Raw genomic sequence first — 14,412 nt, forward strand, 5'->3', positions numbered from 1 at the left:
ACCGGCGTTCAGCGTTCGACTCGGGTCAGCTGACGGTCCAGCTGTCGCCGCCGGCCAGCAGGGCGTCGAGGTCGGCGGGCTCCTGCGCCGCGGCGTCCTCGAGCTGGTCGGCCATCATCCGGTCGTACGTGGGCTTGGCCACCGACCGGAAGACGCCCATCGGGCTGTAGCGCAGGTCCTGGCTGGACAGCCGGGACAGCGCGAAGGCGTACGACGGGTCCTCGCGGTGCGCGTCGTGGACCACGATCTGGCTCGCGTCGACCTGGTTGGTCTCGGCGATCCGCAGGCCGCCGAAGTCGTCGCGGACGACGCAGGAGGCGCCCCCCGGGCCGAAGACCAGCGGCTCGCCGTGCACCAGCGGGATGGTCCACATCGGGCCGGTGGCCGGGTCCTTGAGCAGCTCGAACGCACCGTCGTTGAAGATGTTGCAGTTCTGGTAGATCTCCACCAGCGACGTGCCCTGGTGCTCCGCGGCCTGGCGCAGCACGTCGGTGAGGCCCTTGCGGTCGGAGTCCATCGCCCGGCCGACGAAGGTGGCGTCCGCGCCCAGCGCGAGCGACACCGGGTTGAACGGGGCGTCGATCGAGCCCATCGGGGTGGACTTGGTGACCTTCCCGACCTCCGACGTCGGCGAGTACTGGCCCTTGGTGAGCCCGTAGATCCGGTTGTTGAACAGCAGGATCGTCAGGTTCACGTTGCGGCGCAGGGTGTGGATCAGGTGGTTGCCACCGATGGACAGCGCATCGCCGTCCCCGGTGACGACCCAGACCGACAGGTCGGGGCGGGAGGCAGCCAGACCGGTCGCGATGGCCGGGGCCCGGCCGTGGATCGAGTGCATCCCGTAGGTGTTCATGTAGTACGGGAACCGGGAGGAGCACCCGATGCCGGACACGATGACCATGTCCTCGCGGGCGATGCCGAGACTGGGCAGGAAGCTCTGGACCGCGTTGAGGATGACGTAGTCACCGCACCCCGGGCACCAGCGCACCTCCTGGTCGGTCTTGAGGTCCTTGGCCTTCAGCGTCGTCTGCTTCGGGCCGTTCGCCGCGACCGAGGCGTCGATGGCGCCGGAGATCGTGGTGACGTCCGGACCTGCGGCGGGCATGCCGAGGTCGTGCACGTGGGCGTTGGTGGACTCGATGGCGGTCACAGTGCCGCTCCCGTCTGTGCAGGGGTGTCGGAGCCGGTGTCGAGGGTGGCGACCGTCCCGGTGGTCCCGTCGATGACGTCCTGGAACACGGCAGCCAGTTCGGCGGCGCGGAACGGCAGCCCGCGCACCTGGGTGTGGCTGTGCACGTCGACCAGGTACTTGGCCCGCAGGACCATGGCCAGCTGACCGAGGTTCATCTCGGGGCAGACCACCCGGTCGTACCGGGCGAGGATCTCGCCCAGGTCCGCCGGCAGCGGGTTGAGGTGGCGCAGGTGCACCTGGGCGATCGAACGGCCGGAGGCGCGGATCCGACGGCAGGCCGCGCCGATCGGCCCGTACGTGGAGCCCCAACCGATGACCGCGACCTGGGCATTCCCGTCGGGGTCGTCGACCTCGGTCGCCGGGATCGAGGCAGCGATGCCGTCGATCTTGGCCTGCCGGGTGCGGACCATGAAGTCGTGGTTGTCTGCGTCGTAGGAGATGTTGCCGGTCTTGTCGGCCTTCTCCAGCCCACCGATCCGGTGCTGCAGCCCCGCGGTCCCGGGGACCGCCCACGGTCGGGCCAGGGTCTCCGGGTCACGCAGGTAGGGGAGGAACTCGCCGTCCTCGCCGTTGGGCTCGGTGGCGAACTCGGTGCGCAGGTCGGGGAGCTCGTCGGCGGCCGGGATCGACCACGGCTCGGCGCCGTTGGCCAGGTAGCCGTCGGACAGCAGGATCACCGGCGTCCGGTAGGTCAGCGCGATCCGCGCGGCCTCCAGCGTGGCGTCGAAGCAGTCGCCGGGGGAGCGGGGCGCGATGACCGGCACCGGGGCCTCGCCGTTGCGGCCGTAGAGGGCCTGCAGCAGGTCCGACTGCTCGGTCTTGGTGGGCAGGCCGGTCGAGGGCCCGCCGCGCTGCACGTCGACGATGAGCAGCGGCAGCTCGGTCATCACGGCCAGGCCGATGGTCTCGGCCTTGAGCGCCACACCCGGACCGGACGTCGTCGTCACACCGAGCGCCCCACCGAAGGAGGCGCCCAGGGCCGCGCCGATGCCGGCGATCTCGTCCTCGGCCTGGAAGGTGCGCACGCCGTAGGCCTTGTGCTTCGACAGCTCGTGCAGGATGTCGCTGGCCGGGGTGATCGGGTAGGCCCCGAGGAACACCGGCAGGCCCGAGCGCTGCCCCGCGGCGACCAGGCCGTAGGAGAGCGCCTGGTTGCCGGAGATGTGCCGGTACTTGCCCGGGTCCATCGGAGCCGGCTTGACCTCGTAGGAGACCGCGAAGGCCTCCGTCGTCTCGCCGTAGTTGAACCCGGCGCGGAAGGCGGCGATGTTGGCCGCGGCGATCTGCGGCTTGCGGCGGAACTGCCGCTCCAGGAACCGGATCGTGCCCTCGGTGGGCCGGTGGTACATCCAGGACAGCAGGCCGAGGGTGAACATGTTCTTGCTGCGCTCGGCCTCCTTCTTGCCCAGGCCGGAGTCCGCGAGCGCATCGGTGGTCATCGAGGTCAGCGGCACGCTCACCAGCTGCCACTTCTCCAGCGAGCCGTCCTCGAGCGGGTTGCTGGCGTAGCCCACCTTGGCCAGGTTCCGCGGGGTGAACTCGTCGGAGTCGGCGATCAGCAGGCCACCGCCGGGGAGGTCCACGAGGTTCGCCTTCAGCGCCGCCGGGTTCATCACGACCAGCACGTCCGGGGCGTCGCCCGGGGTCATGATGTCGTGGTCGGCGAAGTGCAGCTGGAAGCTGCTGACCCCGGGGAGGGTGCCCGTCGGCGCCCGGATCTCGGCGGGGAAGTTCGGCAGCGTCGAGAGGTCGTTGCCGAACGAGGCCGTCTCGCTGGTGAAGCGCCCACCCGTGAGCTGCATCCCGTCGCCGGAGTCCCCGGCGAGCCGGATGACGACGCGGTCGAGCGCGACGACGCTCTTCACCAGTCCGCCGGGGGCGGAGCTGGAGGCGGCGTCGATGTCGGGGTCCACGGCGGGGTGCATGCCAGGGGCAACACCGTTGGCGGCAGAGCTGATTCCGGGGGCGCTGATCCCGTGATTGGTGCCAGTCATGTGTGAGGTACCTCCGACCCACCAGGCTACGTGCGCGGCGCGCCGGGGGACCGGCTCGGCCGCCGACGTGAGGGAAGCCACACAGGGTGGGCTCACCTCACAGCCGGGCCCCAGCTGCCGGGGGAACGGCGATCGGGCCGGCGGCGTTCTACCGCTCGTGCAACGCTGGAACAACGGACTGAAGACGGCCGTGCTGCTGGGCCTGATGGCCGGGGTCATCCTGCTGGTCGGCAGCTTCTTCGGCCGCGGCGGGCTGCTCATCGCGCTGGTGCTGGCGCTCGGCGTGAACGGCTGGGCGTACTTCAACTCCGACAAGCTGGCGCTGCGGGCGATGCGCGCCTTCCCGGTCACCGAGACCCAGGCCCCGCAGCTGTACGCGATCGTGCGCGAGCTGGCGACCGAGGCCCGGCAGCCCATGCCCCGGCTCTACGTGAGCCCCACGAACCAGCCGAACGCCTTCGCCACCGGCCGCAACCCACGGAACGCGGCGGTCTGCTGCACCCAGGGCATCTTGGAGCTGCTGGACCGCCGGGAGCTGCGCGGCGTGCTGGCCCACGAGCTGTCGCACGTCTACAACCGCGACATCCTGATCAGCTCGGTCGCCGGCGCCATGGCCACCGTGATCACCTACCTGGCGCACATGGCGATGTTCGCCTCGCTGTTCGGTGGCCGGTCCGAGGACCGCCAGGGCGGCGGGCTGGGTGGCCTGCTGCTGGTCTTCCTCGGCCCGGTCGCCGCGGGCCTGGTCCAGATGGCGGTCAGCCGCAGCCGGGAGTACCAGGCCGACGCCTCCGGTGCGCGGCTCAGCTCCGACCCGCTGGCGCTGGCCAGTGCGCTGTCCAAGCTCGAACGCGGCGTGGCGGCCCGACCGCTGCCGCAGGACGACCGGCTGGTGACCCAGAGCCACCTGATGATCGCCAACCCGTTCCGCGGGCAGGGGATGGCGTCGATGTTCGCCACGCACCCGCCGATGGCCGAGCGCATCGCGCGGCTGCAGCAGATGGCCCGGGAGCTGGGCTGACGGCCCCTGCGCCGCAGCGCGGGGGCCGTCTCCCTCAGCTCAGCGGTAGTTGTCGAACTGCAGCGCGATCTCGAAGTCCTTGCTCTTCAGCAGCTGCTGGACCGCCTGCAGGTCGTCGCGCTTCTTGCCGCTGACCCGGAGCTGGTCGCCCTGGATCTGCGCCTGCACGCCCTTGGGGCCCTCGTCGCGGATGGCCTTGGCGATCTCCTTGGCCTTGTCCGAGGCGATGCCCTGCTGGATCCGGGCGGAGATCTTGTAGACCTTCCCCGAGGACTGTGGCTCGTCGGCGTCCAGCGCCTTCATCGAGATGCCCCGCTTGACCAGCTTCTCCTTGAACACCTCCAGCGCTGCGGCCACCCGCTCCTCGGTGTCAGCCTGCAGGCTCACGGCCTCCTCGCCGGCCCAGGCGATGGTGGCGTTCACACCACGGAAGTCGAACCGCTGCGACAGCTCCTTGCCCGCCTGGTTCAGGGCGTTGTCGACCTCCTGCCGGTCGACCTTGCTCACCACGTCGAAGGACGCATCGGCCATGTCGGTTCCTCCTCAGTGGGGACGACGTGCCGCCGGGGACCCGGCGAGGACGTCGTCCCCCGTCTTGTAAGCTCTCCCAGTACCACCACGGCGGGTTGCCCGAGTGGCCAATGGGAGCGGACTGTAAATCCGTCGGCTTAGCCTACGAAGGTTCGAATCCTTCACCCGCCACACCTGGTACGACGGCCCCCGACCTCGCGGTCGGGGGCCGTCCTCGTTCATGCGGTCGGGGCCCGGGCACTGGCCACGGCGGTGCGCTCCAGCGGCTCGCCGGCCAGGAAGAGCCACCCGAAGGCGATCGGGACCGACCGGCTGCACCGCACGGTCACCTCGGCCCCGTCGGTCGCCGCCGACCACGAGTCCAGGACGACGCCGGCGTCCCCGAGCTGGTCGGCCACGGCCGCCTCGGCCGCCGCGCGGGTCAACGGCAGCTCGGTGCCCACCCCGCGGGTGTAGACGGCGCCCTCGTCGACCTGGTTCGCCGCCGCCAGCGCGGCACCGTCGCAGACCGACTGGACCTCCTGCTGCTCCAGAAAGGCGTCGGAGGCAGCGATCGCGCCGAACACCATCAGCGCCCCCACCAGCCAGCAGACCAGCACGAACGGCAGGGTCGACCCGGCCTCGGGGTCGCCGACGTCGGGCGGTCCGGTGCGCACGCGCGCAGCCTAGAGGTCGCCCGCAACGGTCCTCCGCCGTCGTCCACCGGTTGTGGACGGAGCCTGTGGACGGTGTGGACGACGGCGCGTCAACCGGCCTGCGACGCCACCGGCCCTGTGGACGACGGCCGAGCCGACACCGCCCGGCCGCGAGACTGCCCGGCATGGTGATCGAGGTGGTCCCGGCCCGGCTGTACGCGCTGGCCGGGGTGCTGGACGCCGCATCGGTCCGGGCGGCCCAGGTCGGTGCGGCCGGCGACGGTGCGGGGGTCGGTGGGCCGCTCGGCCCGGTGGTGGCCGGGTTCGGCGAGACGGTGGCGACCGCCGGTGGCTGCCTGGCCGGCGAGCTGGCCTGGCTGCGGAGCGCCGTGGCGACGGCCGCCGACTCCTGGCAACAGCTGGACGGCGAGCTGCTCCCCGGGCGGGGAGCGGCGGTCCCCCGATGAGCACGCTGCTCCCCACGCCGGTGGAGCTGCCCGACCCGCCGGGCTCCCCGGCTGCCCTGGGCGACGTCCTCGACCAGCTCGCATCCGCCGGCTTCGCCGCGGGGACGACGGTGCACCTGCTGGACGCGACGGCCGTCGACACCGGCTGGCAGGGAGCCGACGCGGCGGCGGTGACCACCGAGGTCGCCACGGCGACGGCGGTGGCCGGCGAGCTGCACAGCGCACTGACGACGGCGGCCGCCCGGCTCGCTGAGCACCGTGAGCTCTGGCTGACCGTGCTCGCCCGGGTCGCCGTCCTGCGCGCCGACCAACGTGACCAGTTCGCCCGCGCCGGGTCCCGGCTCGCCGTGCTGATGGGGCCGGCGTGGGACGGCGGCGTACCCGCTCCCGGCCGCGACGAGGCCGCCGACCTGAGCGCGGCGGTCGCGGTGGACGACGCCGAGCGCGCAGTCGAGCACCGGGCCCTGCTGGACGAGCTGGCCGCCGACGCCGCCGCGGTCGCGGCGGTGCTCGCCGCGGTCGCCGCGCCGCTGGGTGGGGCCGCCCGCCCGGGAGACGCCGCAGGGGTCACCGCCTGGCTCGCCGGGCGGATGCCGGGGTGGGGGGACGGCGCGTTCGCCGCGCTGGGGAGGGAGGCGGCGGCGGACCTCCTCCGGCCGGGCACGGCCGAGCAGCTCGACGCTGCAGCCGCCGGCTGGTCCGGCCACGCGGCGAGCCCCGCCTTCGCGGCTGCCGTGGTCGGGCGGCTCGGCGTCGACGGGCTCCGCTGGCTGCTCACCGTGCTGGGTGAGCGGAGCGGCGCAGTCGACGCGCTGGCCGGCCTGCTGGCGGGAACGCTCGACTCGGTGGCCGGTGGGGCGGCCCCAGGGAGCCCAGCCCGTCGCGCCTTGGGCGACCTGCGGCTGGCGCCGGCGGACCCCGACGGCGCGGTCGACGTGCTGGCGGTCGGGATGGGCACGGTGCTGGGCGTCCTGGCCGGCCGGGGCGGAGCTGGAGCCTCGGCACTCGCTGCGTCCTGGGGGCGCCAGTTCCTGGCCCGTGAGGCGGTGCAGGGGGCTGGCGCGGCGGTCCGGGTGGGCGCGCCGGCCGCCGACCCCGTGGCGGTGGCGCTGACCGTCCTCCGCCACGCCGGCGACCGGGCTGCTGCGGGCGAGCTGCTCGCCGACCCGGCTGCCTGGACGACGCTCCTGAGCCGGCCCTGGCCGGGTGGGACCGAGGACCTGGCTGCGGTCGTCACCCTCGCCGCGGCCGGCCCGGCTGCGGCGCCGGCGGTCGGGGCGCTGCTGCAGTCACTGGGTCGGGGACTGGCCCCGGACTCACCGGACGAGGTGCTGGTCGACCAGGTGACGCTCGTCCGGATCGGCGCGGAGGTGAGCGGACTGGTGGCTGGACAGGCCGGTGTCGTGCTCCCGGTGCTCGAGACGGCCGTGCGCGACGGCGGCCGGGAGGGGCGCCTCGACGCGTCGACCGACGCCGCGCTGCGCGGGCTGGCGCTCCTGATCGCCGACGAGGCTCGGAGCGAGCCGGTCGTCACCGCTGTGCACGCCGCACTGGCGGCCGGGGACGCATCTGTGTCGTCGTCGGCGGAGCTCGTGGGTGCCACCGTGGCGGTCCAGGAGCACGCGCAACGGCTCAGGTACGGGCTCGCGTACAGCCAGGAGCACGAGGCGGCCGTCGATCGGCAGCTGCTGTGGACGCTCGGGGTGACCGTGCCCAGCTTCGCGGTCCGCGGGCCCCGGGGGGACCCGCTCAGTGCTGCCCTGGACGTCGCAGCGGTCCTGGTCGGTGCGGATGGCGAGGTGCGGATGGGACCCGACACCGGCCGGGTCCGCACGGCCGAGGACGCGCAGCGGGACGCCGTCGAGTTGCTGGGGGAGGAGGCGATGGACCCGGGCGCAGTCGGGGCGGCCGCGCGGACCGGGTTCGTACAGGTGGCCGCCGTGCTCGGCTCGCTGGGACCACCAGGACCCTCGCTGTGGGATCAGCTCGACGACCTGTCCCGCGACGACCTCTCGGAACGCCGTCCACCACGCTGACACCCGTTCGGGGGCCACTCGGACGTGACGCTGGGCGGATCACTCATTACACAAAGTCACGACACAACGAAGATCATTAGCCCAGTCGTGTCTAATCTTGCGCGTGTGGGTGACCCGCTGCAGTCTCTTCATTGCGGTCTGTGCCGGACGACGCTCTGCCCCCGCGTGGGCGGCTACCGCGACCCCGAGTCCATCCGCGCCCTCAGGAGACGTCATGACCGGCACCACCTCGCTCGCCACCGCCCGCCCCTCCGCCGCCGACCGTGGCTGGCGCTGGAACCGCGGGTGGCGCTGGAACCGCTGACGCGGCCGCCTGACTACGGGGCGGTCGTGACGAGCCGACTGCCCCATCGGGTGAGGTGGCTGCCCGGAAGGGGCCACCGCTGTTAACGTCTGTCGACCACGCCACTTGACAGACGGGCTGACGTTGGCCGAGCAGCCGGCCCCTCCGCAGTGGGGGGCAGCAGTGATCCGGCGCCCCGAGATGATCGTCGCCGTCGCGCTCTCGGTGGCGGCGGTGCTCGGTGCGTTGACGCTGCCGCATGCCTGGACCACCCCGTCGGTGTGGGCCGTCCTGGCCCTCTTCCTCGCCTTCCTGCTCACCGAGTCGTCCCAGTTGGAGCTCGAGTTCCGGCGCCAGACCTTCGCGGTCTCGCCCTCCGAGCTGGTGCTGGTCATCGCACTCGTCGAGGTCGGAGGCGTCTGGGCCGTCATCGCCCGCGTGGCCGCCGTGGCCATCGTCCTGGTCCGTCAGTCGCTCCCGTTGACCAAGGCCGCCTACAACATCGGCCTGACCGTCGCCGAGGTGTGCACGGCGCTGCTGGTGCTGTCGTGGCTCCCGCCGCTCGACCTCGACGACCCGCTGAGCTGGCTGTCCCTGGTGCTGGCGCTGCTGGCGGCGACGGTCGTCGGCATCCTGATGACCTGTCTGGCCATCTGGCTGTCCGGGGGCTTCCCGGGTTGGGGGCTGCTGCTCAGCGCGATCCCGGCCTTCGCCGTGGCTCCGCTGAGCGTGGTCGTCGGTGTCGTCGCCCTCCTTCTGACCCGTGAGACGGCGTGGGGCTGGGTGCTGATCGGCCCGCTCGTCCTCGGGGCTGTGGCGATGTTCCGGCAGTCCTCGCACGCCATCCGGGAACGGCGGACCGTCCAGCAGGTCTACGACTTCGCCCGGCGCGTGGAGCTGGTGACCCCGGACGAGGCGGGGACGCGGGAGATCGTGAGCGCGGTCCGTGAGCTGCTCAACGCCGACCGGGTGGCGCTGTGGCTGCCGCCCTACCTCGACGAGGGTCCGCAACTCGTCGTCGATGCCGCCGATGGCGAGCTCGCCTGGTACGACGGTCCCGGCGATCCCGACGACCCGATCCGGCAGCGTGCCCTGGCCCCCGATGCCGCGGGACCGGTCCTCCTCTCGACGGCCCGGGCGGAGCCATGGGAGCTGGCCGCCCTGGCCCGTCGCCACGCCCGCGAGGTGCTCGGCGCGCCCGTGGTCACCGCAGCCGGTGAGCCCGGGTACCTGGAGGTCTGTGACCGGCGCAGCGACGTGGTGACCTTCGCCGACGGGGACCGCAGTGCGCTGGAGTCGATGTTGACCCACGTCAACGCCGCGATCCGGCAGCAGCAGCTGCTCAGCCAGATCCGGCACGACGGCGACCACGACCGGCTGACCGGGTTGCCGAACCGGCAGCGGCTGGGCGGGGAGATCGACGCGCTGCTGCTGGCCGAGCCGACCACCGCCCGGGCCGGGCTGGTGCTGGCGGCCCTGGACGGCTACACCGACGTCACCGACACCCTCGGGCACGCCGCCAGCGACGAACTGCTCCTGGTCACCGCCGGGCTGCTCCGTGAGCACGCGCCGCCGCAGGCCGTCGTCGCCCGGATGGAGGGCGGTCAGTTCGCCGTCCTGCTGCCGGGCCTGTCCCTGGCCGCCACCGAGCGGGCCGCCCGTCGGCTGCGGGAGGCCGCCTCCACCCGGGCCCGGGTCGCCGGGCTGGACCTGGAGGTCGCGCTGACGATCGGGGTGGCTGCGGCGCCCGTGCACGGGTCGGAGTCCGGCACGCTGATCCAGCGGGCGGACGTCGCGCTGCTCGCGGCACAGGGCTCCGGGGGCGTGGCGACCTACCACCCCGTCCTGGACCAGCAGAGCCTGCGCCGCCTGCAGCTGGGCGCGGAGCTGGAGACCGCGATGGCCGACGGGCAGATCTCGGTCGTCTTCCAGCCGATCGTGGACACCCGCACCGCGGACATCGTCTCGGTGGAGACCCTCGTGCGCTGGGCGCACCCGCGCTACGGGGACATCTCGCCGGACGACTTCATCAGCCTGGCCGAGCAGATCGGTCGGATCGGGCTGCTGACCGACCACGTGCTCGACCGGGCGCTGGACCGCTGCCGGCGGTGGCTGGACCAGGACATCGCCCTGTCGGTGGCGGTCAACCTCTCGGCCCACTGCCTCGCCGAGCCGGACATCGTCGACCGGGTCCGCCGGGCACTGCGCCACCACGGGGTGCCGGGCGAGCTGCTGACCCTCGAGCTGACCGAGGGCAGCGTCGTCGACGACACGGTGCGCAACAGCACCGTGCTGGCCGACCTGCACGCGCTCGGTCTGCGGTTGTCCATGGACGACTTCGGGACCGGCTACTCGTCCCTGTCCCAGCTGCGGCTGCTGCCGATCGACGAGCTGAAGATCGACAAGTCCTTCGTGCTGGGCATGTCGACGAGCCAGAACGAGTCCTTCATCGCCCGGTCGATCGTCGAGCTCGCGCACAACCTGGGGTTGCGCGTGGTGGCCGAGGGGGTCGAGGACGAGGTGACCCGGGACCTGCTGACCCAGATGGGCTGCGACAAGCTGCAGGGCTTCCTGGTCAGCCGCCCGTTGCCCGAGGACCGGCTCGAGGGGTGGCTGCTGGCGCGCACCGGGGTCCGCGCCGCCGCGCCGGGGGCCACCCACCGGCGGCTGTTCGTCCGCACCTGAGAAGGGACCGCCCTGCCCAGCACTGCTCGCAGGCTCGCGGCGGGCCCCTGCGGGGAGGCCGAAGGGCATCAGGTACAGTTCTCCACGGCTCTTCGGAGCAGGCCCCTTTAGCTCAGTCGGCAGAGCGTCTCCATGGTAAGGAGAAGGTCTACGGTTCGATTCCGTAAAGGGGCTCGCACAACGACCACCGGTGCAGTCGGAAGACCGGGCCGGACGGTCACCTGGCGGTGTAGCTCAGCCTGGTAGAGCAAACGGCTCATAATCGTTGTGTCACCGGTTCAAGTCCGGTCACCGCTACCCCAGACGGACCCCGGGAACGGGGTCCGTCGTCGTGTTCGGCATCCGCCGGGCACGGGCACCACCCGAGAAGCGTCGAGGGACACTCGACCACCGACAAGGCGAGGATGCGCTCATGGCAGCCACCGACGTTCGTCCGAAGATCACCCTGGCCTGCCAGGAGTGCAAGAACCGCAACTACATCACCCGCAAGAACCGGCGGAACGACCCCGACCGGATCGAGCTGAAGAAGTACTGCCCGACCGACCGCAAGCACACGGTCCACCGCGAGACGCGCTGACCGCAGCGGTCGCGAGGAGAGGGCGGGAGCATGGCGCTGGACGCAGGACTGGTCGGGCGCAGCTACCCGCCCTCTGCCGTGTACGAGGTCGGGCGCGAGAAGATCGCGGAGTTCGCCGCGGCGCTGGCCGACCCTGACCCGGTCTACCGCGACCCGGCCGCCGCGCGTGCCGCCGGTCACCCCGACGTCATCGCCCCGCCGACCTTCGCCATCGTGCTGTCCCTCGGTGCGGGCAACGTCGTCGTCGAGGACCCGGAGGTGGGGCTCGACTACAGCCGGGTGGTGCACGGCGAGCAGCGGTTCACCCACCACCGCCCGATCCGGGCCGGCGACAGACTGGTCGCGACCGCCACCATCGACGCGGTGAAGACGGTGGCCGGCAACGACATGCTGACCACCCGCGTGGACCTGGCCACCGAGGACGGCGAGCCGGTCTGCACCACCCGCTCGATGCTCGTCGCCCGGGGCACGGCATGAGCCCGCGACCGACCGACGTCGAGGTCGGCACCGAACTGCCCGAGCAGACCTCCCGGGTCACCCGCGCCGACCTGGTCCGCTACGCAGGCGCCTCGGGTGACCTCAACGTCATCCACTGGAACGAGCGGGTCGCCCGTGAGGTCGGCCTCCCCGGTGTGATCGCGCACGGGATGCTCACCGCGGGGCTCGCCGTCCGTGCGGTCACCGCCTGGGCCGGCGACCCGGGTGCCGTCGTCGACTACTCGGTGCGTTTCAGCCGGCCGGTGGTGGTGCCCGACGACGACCTCGGTGCCGAGCTGACCGTTCGGGGCCGGGTCGCTGCCCTCCTCGAGGACGGCCGGGTGCGCGTGGACCTCACCGTGACCAGTGGTGGCGACAAGGTCCTGTCCCTGGCCCGCGCCGTCGTCGCGCTGGGCTGATCGGGTCCGCGGGTCTCAGCCTGCGGAGCCCAGGAGCTGCTGCATCCGGCGGACACCCTCGACCAGGTCGTCGTCCCCGAGGGCATAGGACAGGCGGAGGTACCCCGGCGTGCCGAAGGCCTCGCCCGGGACGACGGCGACCTGGGCCAGTTCCAACAGCAGCTCGGCCAGCTCGGCGCTGGTGGTGGCCGTGCGACCGGCGATCGAGCGGCCGAGCAGGGCGGTGACCGACGGGTAGACGTAGAAGGCGCCCTGCGGCTCGGGGCAGGCGATCCCGGGGATCTCCCGCAGCATCCGGACGACGGTCCGGCGGCGCCGGTCGAGGGTGGCCCGCAGCTCCGCGACGCTCGACTGGTCACCGCTGAGCGCGGCCACCGCGGCGGCCTGGGCGACGTTCGAGACGTGCCCGGCCGAGTGCGACTGCAGGGCCGTCGCCCCGGCCACCACGTCGGCCGGCCCGATCAGCCAGCCCACCCGCCAGCCGGTCATCGCGTACGCCTTGGCGACGCCGTTGACGACCACGCACCTCGGCTGGACCTCGGGCACCAGGGCGGGCAACGACGGCGCCGTCGACCCGTCGTAGGTCAGGTGCTCGTAGATCTCGTCGGTGACCACCCAGAGGCCGGCAGCCAGCGCCCACTGGCCGATCTCGGCCACCTCCTCGGGCGGGTGGACGGCGCCGGTGGGGTTGGCCGGGGAGCTAAACAGCAGCAGCTTCGTCCGGGGGGTGCGCGCCGCCTCGAGCTGTCCGACGGAGACCAGATAGCCGCTGGCCTCGTCGGCGACCACGGGGACGGGCACGCCGCCGGCCAGCCGGACAGCCTCCGGGTAGGTGGTCCAGTGCGGCGTCGGGAGCAGCACCTCGTCGCCGGGGTCGAGCAGCGCTGCCAGTGCCTGGGCGACCGCCTGCTTGCCCCCGGCGGTGACCAGGACGTCGGTCGGCTGGGCGGTCAGGCCCGAGTCGCGCAGCGTCTTCGCGACGATCGCCTCCCGGAGCTGGGGGAGACCCCCGACCGGGGTGTAGCGGTGCATCGCCGGGTCCCGGGCCGCCCGGACGGCCGCCTCGACGACGTGGTCGGCCGTGGGGGAGTCCGGCTCGCCGGCGGCGAAGCTGATCACGGGGCGCCCGGTGGCCCGCAGCGCCTTGGCGCGGGCGTCGGCGGCCATCGTCGTGGAGGAGGCGACGGCGGCGACCCGCCGGGAGACCCGCCGCTCCGCCGATGGCGCCGGTTCGACGGGCTCGGACCCGGGGGCGGGGGCGGTCGGCATGATCTGATCGTGGCAGACCGACCGGGTGCCCCAGCCCGCTCCGTGCACCCCGCGGGAGGTGACCCGGCTCCCGTGTTGGCTGCTGGCCGAGCCGGTCCCGTACACTCGACGACCTGGGGCCTGTGGGACCCCGCCACCGGCGTGCCCCGGAGGCCCTCTTCGGGGGGTCACGTCGAGACTGGGGCCGCGTCGCGACGCGGACCCGGCGTCCCCTAGGGGTGTAGCTCAATTGGCAGAGCAGCGGTCTCCAAAACCGCAGGCTGCAGGTTCAAGTCCTGTCACCCCTGCCACGACCTGACGACCGACCGAGAAGAGCCGACCGAAGTGAGCCGGACCGACGTGAGCGAGGCGCTGTGAGCGAGAAGGACGGCGAGCCGGACGGCGAGCAGGTCGACGCCGAGCGGCTCGACGCCGAGACGCCGGGCGTGGAGGACGCGGGAGCGCTCGAGGCCGCTGAGGCCGACGTCGCCGACGATGCGGAGACCGACGAGGACAAGGTCGTCGCCACCCCCACCCAGCGCCGGTCCCGCACGTCGAGCCGTCCCGCCGGCCGGACGCCCGACACGGGTTCCACGGGGACGCGCACCCGCGCCGCCGCCGAGCGGGAACGCGCCGCCGAGCAGCGGAAGAAGCGGGACGTGGGGCGGTTCCTCCGCGAGGTCGTCGCCGAGCTGCGCAAGGTGATCTGGCCCGGTCGCAAGGAGCTGATCACCTACACCACCGTGGTGATCATCTTCGTGGCGGTGATGGTCGCGATCGTCGCCGGCCTGGACCTCCTCTTCGCCCAGGGCGTGCTCGCCGTCTTCGGCTGACCGCCCTCCGCGAC

The 14,412-nt window shown here is 72.8% G+C and carries 13 protein-coding genes and 4 tRNA genes; 12 read left to right on the forward strand and 5 right to left on the reverse strand.

Translation table 11 applies throughout. The annotated features are described in order from the left end of the window. Nucleotides 1–25 precede the first annotated feature (25 nt). Together O2W53_RS10075 and O2W53_RS10080 are read right to left on the reverse strand one after the other, a co-directional pair. Nucleotides 26–1,150, reverse strand: coding sequence for a 2-oxoacid:ferredoxin oxidoreductase subunit beta (locus O2W53_RS10075; protein WP_269162913.1), 1,125 nt, complete (start codon nucleotides 1,148–1,150; stop codon nucleotides 26–28). Continuing rightward, nucleotides 1,147–3,117 (reverse strand): 2-oxoacid:acceptor oxidoreductase subunit alpha, encoded by a 1,971-nt coding sequence (locus O2W53_RS10080; protein WP_269162914.1) that lies wholly within the window; start codon nucleotides 3,115–3,117, stop codon nucleotides 1,147–1,149. Before O2W53_RS10080 ends, O2W53_RS10075 begins: the two co-directional genes overlap by 4 nt. Nucleotides 3,118–3,343: 226 nt before the next feature. On the opposite strand from O2W53_RS10080, the gene htpX reads away from it, so the two are divergent. Continuing rightward, the gene (htpX, locus tag O2W53_RS10085) at nucleotides 3,344–4,207 is read left to right on the forward strand and encodes a zinc metalloprotease HtpX (RefSeq protein WP_036333197.1); all 864 of its coding nucleotides are present in this window, start codon (nucleotides 3,344–3,346) and stop codon (nucleotides 4,205–4,207) included. A 39-nt stretch (nucleotides 4,208–4,246) separates the two neighbouring features. Here the strand turns inward: htpX and O2W53_RS10090 are convergent, their stop codons facing one another. Further along, a complete protein-coding gene (locus tag O2W53_RS10090) occupies nucleotides 4,247–4,738 on the reverse strand; it encodes a YajQ family cyclic di-GMP-binding protein (protein ID WP_036333198.1) in 492 nt (163 codons plus the stop codon). A gap of 89 nt (nucleotides 4,739–4,827) precedes the next feature. Here O2W53_RS10090 and O2W53_RS10095 point away from each other — a divergent pair. Then, a tRNA-Tyr gene (locus tag O2W53_RS10095) sits at nucleotides 4,828–4,909 on the forward strand. A gap of 47 nt (nucleotides 4,910–4,956) precedes the next feature. On the opposite strand, the gene O2W53_RS10100 is transcribed toward O2W53_RS10095, so the two are convergent. Beyond that, the gene (locus tag O2W53_RS10100; protein ID WP_269162915.1) at nucleotides 4,957–5,394 is read right to left on the reverse strand and encodes a pilus assembly protein TadG-related protein; all 438 of its coding nucleotides are present in this window, start codon (nucleotides 5,392–5,394) and stop codon (nucleotides 4,957–4,959) included. A gap of 164 nt (nucleotides 5,395–5,558) precedes the next feature. Here O2W53_RS10100 and O2W53_RS10105 point away from each other — a divergent pair, with 164 nt between their 5' ends. The 8 genes from O2W53_RS10105 to O2W53_RS10140 all read left to right on the forward strand — a co-directional run bounded on the left by O2W53_RS10105 (nucleotide 5,559) and on the right by O2W53_RS10140 (nucleotide 12,317). After that, nucleotides 5,559–5,840 (forward strand): hypothetical protein, encoded by a 282-nt coding sequence (locus O2W53_RS10105; protein WP_269162916.1) that lies wholly within the window; start codon nucleotides 5,559–5,561, stop codon nucleotides 5,838–5,840. Continuing rightward, nucleotides 5,837–7,876: a hypothetical protein gene (locus O2W53_RS10110; RefSeq protein WP_269162917.1), complete on the forward strand. Its 2,040-nt coding sequence runs from the start codon at nucleotides 5,837–5,839 to the stop codon at nucleotides 7,874–7,876. The genes O2W53_RS10105 and O2W53_RS10110 overlap by 4 nt, the downstream gene beginning before the upstream one ends. Before the next feature lie 466 nt (nucleotides 7,877–8,342). After that, a complete protein-coding gene (locus O2W53_RS10115; RefSeq protein WP_269162918.1) occupies nucleotides 8,343–10,844 on the forward strand; it encodes a putative bifunctional diguanylate cyclase/phosphodiesterase in 2,502 nt (833 codons plus the stop codon). A 101-nt stretch (nucleotides 10,845–10,945) separates the two neighbouring features. Beyond that, nucleotides 10,946–11,018 (forward strand) — tRNA-Thr (locus tag O2W53_RS10120). 49 nt (nucleotides 11,019–11,067) lie between these two features. Next, nucleotides 11,068–11,141: transfer RNA gene (locus O2W53_RS10125), tRNA-Met, on the forward strand. A gap of 115 nt (nucleotides 11,142–11,256) precedes the next feature. Next, a complete protein-coding gene (gene rpmG / locus O2W53_RS10130) occupies nucleotides 11,257–11,421 on the forward strand; it encodes a 50S ribosomal protein L33 (protein WP_014742879.1) in 165 nt (54 codons plus the stop codon). A gap of 30 nt (nucleotides 11,422–11,451) precedes the next feature. Then, a complete protein-coding gene (locus O2W53_RS10135; protein ID WP_269162919.1) occupies nucleotides 11,452–11,898 on the forward strand; it encodes a MaoC family dehydratase N-terminal domain-containing protein in 447 nt (148 codons plus the stop codon). Further along, on the forward strand, nucleotides 11,895–12,317 hold the full coding sequence (locus O2W53_RS10140) for a MaoC family dehydratase (protein ID WP_164699912.1): 423 nt from the start codon (nucleotides 11,895–11,897) through the stop codon (nucleotides 12,315–12,317). The genes O2W53_RS10135 and O2W53_RS10140 overlap by 4 nt, the downstream gene beginning before the upstream one ends. Nucleotides 12,318–12,332: 15 nt before the next feature. Here O2W53_RS10140 and O2W53_RS10145 read toward each other — a convergent pair whose 3' ends face one another. Further along, nucleotides 12,333–13,586 (reverse strand): pyridoxal phosphate-dependent aminotransferase, encoded by a 1,254-nt coding sequence (locus O2W53_RS10145; protein ID WP_269162920.1) that lies wholly within the window; start codon nucleotides 13,584–13,586, stop codon nucleotides 12,333–12,335. A 214-nt stretch (nucleotides 13,587–13,800) separates the two neighbouring features. Between O2W53_RS10145 and O2W53_RS10150 the strand changes: the two genes are divergently transcribed. After that, nucleotides 13,801–13,876: transfer RNA gene (locus O2W53_RS10150), tRNA-Trp, on the forward strand. Between the two features lie 63 nt (nucleotides 13,877–13,939). Then, nucleotides 13,940–14,398, forward strand: coding sequence for a preprotein translocase subunit SecE (secE, locus tag O2W53_RS10155; RefSeq protein ID WP_269162921.1), 459 nt, complete (start codon nucleotides 13,940–13,942; stop codon nucleotides 14,396–14,398). Nucleotides 14,399–14,412 lie beyond the last annotated feature (14 nt).

Origin of the sequence: Modestobacter sp. VKM Ac-2978 (assembly GCF_026968025.1) — a bacterium.
In the GTDB taxonomy this organism is placed as follows: Bacteria; Actinomycetota; Actinomycetes; order Mycobacteriales; family Geodermatophilaceae; genus Modestobacter.

Bases quoted from the DNA above. Each gene is read 5' to 3' on its own strand.
- O2W53_RS10080 (WP_269162914.1), bottom strand. From the start codon at position 3,117: ATGCACCCCGCCGTGGACCCCGACATCGACGCCGCCTCCAGCTCCGCC.
- O2W53_RS10090 (WP_036333198.1), bottom strand. From the start codon at position 4,738: ATGGCCGATGCGTCCTTCGACGTGGTGAGCAAGGTCGACCGGCAGGAG.
- O2W53_RS10105 (WP_269162916.1), top strand. From the start codon at position 5,559: ATGGTGATCGAGGTGGTCCCGGCCCGGCTGTACGCGCTGGCCGGGGTG.
- O2W53_RS10110 (WP_269162917.1), top strand. From the start codon at position 5,837: ATGAGCACGCTGCTCCCCACGCCGGTGGAGCTGCCCGACCCGCCGGGC.
- rpmG (WP_014742879.1), top strand. From the start codon at position 11,257: ATGGCAGCCACCGACGTTCGTCCGAAGATCACCCTGGCCTGCCAGGAG.
- O2W53_RS10135 (WP_269162919.1), top strand. From the start codon at position 11,452: ATGGCGCTGGACGCAGGACTGGTCGGGCGCAGCTACCCGCCCTCTGCC.
- O2W53_RS10140 (WP_164699912.1), top strand. From the start codon at position 11,895: ATGAGCCCGCGACCGACCGACGTCGAGGTCGGCACCGAACTGCCCGAG.
- O2W53_RS10145 (WP_269162920.1), bottom strand. From the start codon at position 13,586: ATGCCGACCGCCCCCGCCCCCGGGTCCGAGCCCGTCGAACCGGCGCCA.